We start from the raw sequence: 5381 nt of genomic DNA on the forward strand, positions 1-5381 counted from the left end.
GAGGTGGTCTGGTGGGCGTTCAGGTCGAAGTTGGTCCGGCTGGCCACGCCAAACAGCTCGCCCCAGCCGAAGGGGAAGACGATCTCAAAGTCGGTGGTGGCGTTGGAGTAGTGGCTGAGCTCCTCGGGGTCGTGGTCCCGGAGGCGCAGGTTCTCATCCCGGATGCCCAGATCCAGCAGCCACTGGTGGCAGAAGTCATTCCAGTACTTGAACCACTCCAGCACGGTGCCCGGCAGGCAGAAGAACTCCAGCTCCATCTGCTCAAACTCCCGGGTGCGGAAGGTGAAGTTGCCGGGGGTGATCTCGTTGCGGAAGCTCTTGCCCACCTGGCACACGCCGAAGGGCAGCTTTCTTCTGGTGGTGCGCTGGACGTTCTGGAAGTTGACAAAGATGCCCTGGGCGGTCTCGGGGCGGAGGTAGACGGTGTTCTTGGCGTCCTCGGTGACCCCCTGGAAGGTCTTGAACATCAGGTTGAACTGCCGGATGTCGGTCCAGTTGTGCTTGCCGCAGGAGGGGCAGGGGATGTTGTGCTCCTCCACAAACTCCTTCATCTCAGCCTGGCTCAGGGCGTCCACCGGCTTGGGCAGGGTGAAGCCGGTCTCCTGGCACCAGTCCTCGATGACCTTGTCGGCCCGGAAACGCTCCTTGCACTCCTTGCAGTCCATCAGGGGGTCGGAGAAGCCGCCCACATGGCCGGAGGCCACCCACACCTGGGGGTTCATGAGGATGGCGGCGTCCAGGCCCACGTTGTAGGGGTTCTCCTGGACGAATTTCTTCCACCAGGCCTTTTTCACGTTGTTCTTGAGCTCTACGCCCAGGGGGCCGTAGTCCCAGGTGTTGGCCAGGCCGCCGTAGATCTCGCTGCCGGCGAAGATGAAGCCCCGGCCCTTGCACAGGGCCACGATCTGTTCCATGGTCTTTTCGGTGTTTTTCATGGGAGACACTCCTTCAATATGATAAAATAAAGGTACGCAAACAAAAACGCCCCGAGCCATAGGCTCAGGGCGAACGAATGTCCGTGGTACCACCTGAATTCGGCCCTCCCGAAGAAGGACCGCGCTCTTTCCCGGTAACGGCGGGGGCCGCCGGGGCATTTCCGCCCCGGAGCTCACGGGCGCCTTCCGCGGGACCGTCGGGGGCCTTGCACCAAAGCGGCTCCTCTCTGCGGTCCGGGTCCTCGCGTACTCCTCCCGGTCACTGCTTTTTTGGATTTGCGCCCATTTTATCACCCTTTCCCCCCGCCGTCAAGGGGAGATGGAGAGAGAAAGGAAGGCTTTGACCCTCTTTTGCTGCTCCATCGGGGTGGCCTTTGGCCGCCCGCCCCCCGTAAACCTTCCCCCTTCCAGGGGGAAGGTGGCGGCGCAGCCGCCGGATGAGGGTGGGCCGGGTAGGGTCAATCTATCCTCCGATCCAACGAAACCCGTCCAGCATAGCTGGCCGGGCCTACGCCGTCGTCGTCGCAAAGTCGGCTTCGCTCGAAACATCCTTGCGGGTATTTCTCGCTACGCTCCCTTGCTCCTCCTCTCCCAAATGGGATACCTCCCATTTGGGCCCCCATTGTGCCACTGGCACATTTTCTTCACGCTGCGGCCCCCTCAGTCGCCTGCGGCGACAGCTCCCCCGTCAAGGGGGAGCTAAACCAAAAGCCCTATACGCACCACCTCTACTGTGGGGCGCGGCTTCCCAGACGCGCCCATGAACCACGTCGTTCTGTGGGGCATCACGACCCCGGCGCGCCAAACCATGCCCCAGTAGGGGCGTACCTGTGTGTGCGCCCGTCCCTCCCCCGCGTCATGCTGAGCGGGAGCGAAGCATCCGTTTTCCCCGTCCTTTTTTCGCCGTCAGGGGCCGGGAGACGGATTCTTCGGCCTGCGGCCTCAGAATGACGTCTTGGCCGAGGCGGTGCGCGTCATGGGGAGGACAAAAAGCGAAGGTGGTCCCTTCACGCCCGCAGACCGGCGCGGCACCACATCGGACGGGCGGCTGGTAGCCGCCCCTGCAACGCCATCACAACCCTGGCGCAGGGGCCGATGTCCCCATCGGCCCGGCGGCGTGGTCTGTGCCTTGACGCTCAGCATGACAGGAAAAATACCTCAAAATGACGGAAAAACTCAGGACAAAAACAGCTCCACATCCTCCACGGTGAGGTGGGGGTGGAGGGCCAGGTCGATGGCGAAGCCGATGACCTTGGCCATGTCCTTTACCCGCTGGTCGATGTCCCGAGGGGTGACCATGAGGTCTCCCCCCGCCCCCCGGAGGGCGGCGGGGTCCAGGTCGTCCCGTCCGGCCTCCTCCAGAATGTCCAGGGCCAGGGTGGCCCCGTCCACCACCGTGGGCACCCCCAGGGCGATGACGGGGACGCCCAGGCTTTCGGCGTTGAGGGCGAAGCGGTGGTTGCCCACCCCGGAGCCGGGGACGATGCCGGTGTCGGAGAGCTGCACGGTGGTGCAGATGCGCTCCAGGCTCCGGGCGGCCAGGGCGTCCACGGCGAGGACGCACCCCGGCTTTACCTTCCCCGCCACCGCCTGGGCCAGCTCCCCGCTCTCCACCCCGGTGGTGCCCAGCACCCCTGCGGCCAGGGCGGCCACTGGGCGGAAGGACCCGAACTGCTCCGGGGCGGCGTCGATGAGGTGGCGGGTCACCAGGGTGTGGTCGGCGGCGCCGGGGCCGACGGCGTCGGGAGTGATGGCCCGGTTCCCCAGGCCCACCACCAATATCGGGGCCTTTTCCGGCACCCGGCAGCGCCGGAGCAGATGGCCCAGCTCCCCCGCCAGGGCCGTACAGGACCGGGGGAAGGCCCCCTCCTCCCTACGGGCAAGGCCCGAGAGGTCCACGGTCACATAGGTCCCCACCGGCCGGCCCAGGGCGGCCTCCCCCCTGTCGTCCAGGATCTCCACCCGGGTCACGGGGCAGCCCTCCCGGACCTCCTCCTGGATCCGGACCCCCTCCGGCCCCCTTCCCGTCTGGGCCGTTTTGGTCAGGGCCTCGGCCTCCACCGCCAGATCTGTCCGCCGTTTCAGCACGGCGCCTCACTTCCCCTCCGCAAGATATAGTGGCGCATCTGCCATTCAGCCCCTATTTTTTGCGAAGGAGCCCCTTCCTATACGGAAAGACAAAAAAATTCAAAAAAAAGGTTGCATTTTTTCGGGACTTCTGTTAAAATGGATACCTGCACGGGCAGGACCCGTGAAAATGAGTATATCATCGGAGGAGGTGTTTGGTTTGCCGAATATCAAGTCTGCCAAGAAGCGTGTGCTGGTCAACGAGGCCAAGGCGGCCCGGAACAAGGCGGCCAAGTCTGCGCTGAGGACCCAGATCAAGAAGTTTGACGCCGTGGTGGCCGAAGGCAACCGCAGCGAGGCCGATGTCGTCTACAAGGCCACGGTGAAGGCCATCGATCAGGCCACCGTCAAGGGCCTGCTGCACAAGAACAACGCGGCCAACAAGAAGAGCGCCATGACCATCAAGCTGAACAAGCTGGCCTGACGCCCAACAGCGCGCATGAAGACCGCCTGCATCCGCAGGCGGTTTTTTGCTGCCCATACTGCCCAAATTTTGGTAAAAAGGGAGAAAGTTTTGAACTTCAAACAAAACCCTTGACAAGGGCGGCGGGAGCGGGTACAATGCGAATGTTTTGAAATTCAAAGGAAAGGGGCGGCGGCATGGAAGGGCGGAGCGCCAAGATCAATCAGTTCCTGGTGGAGGTGTTCGACCAGATCCTGCGCCGGGAGGAGGCAGTCCTGACGGCGCAGTACCCCAGGCTGTCCCTGCGGGAGATCCACCTGATCGACGGGGTCTGCCGGGCGGCGGACCGGGGGGAGGACAACCGGGCCACGGCCATCGCGGCGTCCCAGGGGGTGACGGCGGGGACCCTGACCACGGCGGTGAACCTCCTGGAGCGCAAGGGCTATGTGGTGCGGCAGCGGGATGAGCACGACCGGCGGGTGGTACGTATTCTGCCCACCCCCCTGGCCCGGGAGGCGGAGGCCGCCCACCGGGAGTTCCACCGGGCCATGGTGGAACGGGTCCTGTCCGAGCTGACGGCGGCAGAGGCCGACGTGCTGGTGGAGACCCTGGGCAAGCTGGCCCGGTTTTTTGCGCCGGAGGGCGGCAAAACGGAGACAGAAGGAAACGAGGTATGAATATGGTACGCATCATGACCGACAGCACCTGCGATCTCTCCCCGGAGCGGCAGAAGGCCCTGGGGGTGGAGGTGGTCCCCCTGTCCGTCCACTTCGGGGCGGAGAGCTTCCGGGACGGCGTGGACCTGAGCAACGCGGAATTTTATGAGCGGCTGCGGGGGACCGAGACCCTGCCCACCACGGCCCAGGTCAACCCGGAGGAGTTCATCAGCCGGTTCCAGGCCCATGTGGGGGCGGGGGACCAGGTGGTGGGGATCTTCCTGGCCTCCCAGCTCTCGGGGACCTGCCAGTCGGCCCTCATCGCCCGGGGCATCGTGGACGAGGCCAATATCTTTGTGGTGGACTCCACCACGGTGACCTTCGGTCTGGGACTGCTGGTGGAGATGGCCGCCCGGCTGCGGGATGCGGGGCTGAGCGCCCCGGAGATCGCGGCGCAGGTGGAGCATCTGGCGGGGCGGCTGCGGTTCTACGCCGTGGTGGGCACGCTGAAGTACCTCAAGATGGGCGGACGCATCTCGGGCACCGCCGCGGTGGTGGGGGGCATGCTGGGCATCACCCCCATCCTGAACATCCGGGACGGCGTGGTGGAGGCAGCGGCCAAATCCCGGGGCCGGAAAGCGGCCTATCAGTGGATGGAGAAGCGGCTGGAGGCCGAGCCGGCGGACCCCGCCCTGCCTGTGTCCTTCGGCCACTCCGACAGCCCGGAGCTCATGGCCGAGTGCGAGGACTATTTCCGGGAGCGTATCTCCGGCATGGAGGTCCTGGAGAGCGACATCGGCTCCGTGGTCGGTACCCATGCCGGCCCCGGCTGCGCGGGCATCGCGTATTTTGTGAAGGAATAAGGTACGGACCGCGCCCGGCGTCCGCCGGGCGCGGTCCACTGTGTTATGGGGCGGGCCATATCATAGCTCCCCCTTGACGGGGGAGCTGTCCGGCGAAGCCGGACTGAGGGGATGGGCAGGGTACAGACCACGCCACTAGGCCGATGGGGACATCGGTCCCTGGATAGTGCGCCACGACCTCCCCTTTCCTGTCATTCTGAGGCCGCAGGCCGAAGAATCCGTTTTCCCCGGTCCCTGACAGCGGAAAAGGGACGGGGAAAACGGATGCTTCGCTTTACTCAGCATGACGCCGTGATATCCCGTAGGGACCGACCTGTGTGTCGGCCCGGATGCATCCCCCGGCTCACCCCCATCCGTCATTTGCTTCGCAAATGCCACCTTCCCCCTGGGAGGGGGA

5 protein-coding genes and 1 other annotated feature are annotated in these 5381 nt (G+C 64.9%); of the genes, 3 read left to right on the forward strand and 2 right to left on the reverse strand.

Translation table 11 applies throughout. From position 1 onward, the window contains the following. Both Q0Y09_RS12555 and gpr read right to left on the reverse strand, forming a co-directional pair. Nucleotides 1-935 (reverse strand): glycine--tRNA ligase (locus Q0Y09_RS12555; RefSeq protein ID WP_297722324.1); only part of this gene is annotated, 935 nt, incomplete at its 3' end. A 62-nt stretch (nt 936-997) separates the two neighbouring features. Further along, nucleotides 998-1207 (reverse strand) — a binding site (T-box leader). A gap of 904 nt (nt 1208-2111) precedes the next feature. Next, a complete protein-coding gene (gpr, locus tag Q0Y09_RS12560; protein ID WP_297722327.1) occupies nt 2112-3023 on the reverse strand; it encodes a GPR endopeptidase in 912 nt (303 codons plus the stop codon). 199 nt (nt 3024-3222) lie between these two features. On the opposite strand from gpr, the gene rpsT reads away from it, so the two are divergent. The 3 genes from rpsT (at nt 3223) to Q0Y09_RS12575 (ending at nt 4984) form a co-directional block, all read left to right on the forward strand. Beyond that, nucleotides 3223-3486 (forward strand): 30S ribosomal protein S20, encoded by a 264-nt coding sequence (gene rpsT, locus Q0Y09_RS12565; protein ID WP_297722330.1) that lies wholly within the window; start codon nt 3223-3225, stop codon nt 3484-3486. Between the two features lie 176 nt (nt 3487-3662). Next, a complete protein-coding gene (locus Q0Y09_RS12570; RefSeq protein ID WP_297722334.1) occupies nt 3663-4142 on the forward strand; it encodes a MarR family transcriptional regulator in 480 nt (159 codons plus the stop codon). A gap of 2 nt (nt 4143-4144) precedes the next feature. Further along, entirely contained in the window at nt 4145-4984 is an 840-nt protein-coding gene (locus Q0Y09_RS12575) for a DegV family protein (protein ID WP_297722337.1), read from the forward strand. Nucleotides 4985-5381: the final 397 nt, after the last annotated feature.

Source organism: Intestinimonas sp. (assembly GCF_026169115.1).
Taxonomy (GTDB): Bacteria; Bacillota; Clostridia; order Oscillospirales; family Oscillospiraceae; genus Intestinimonas.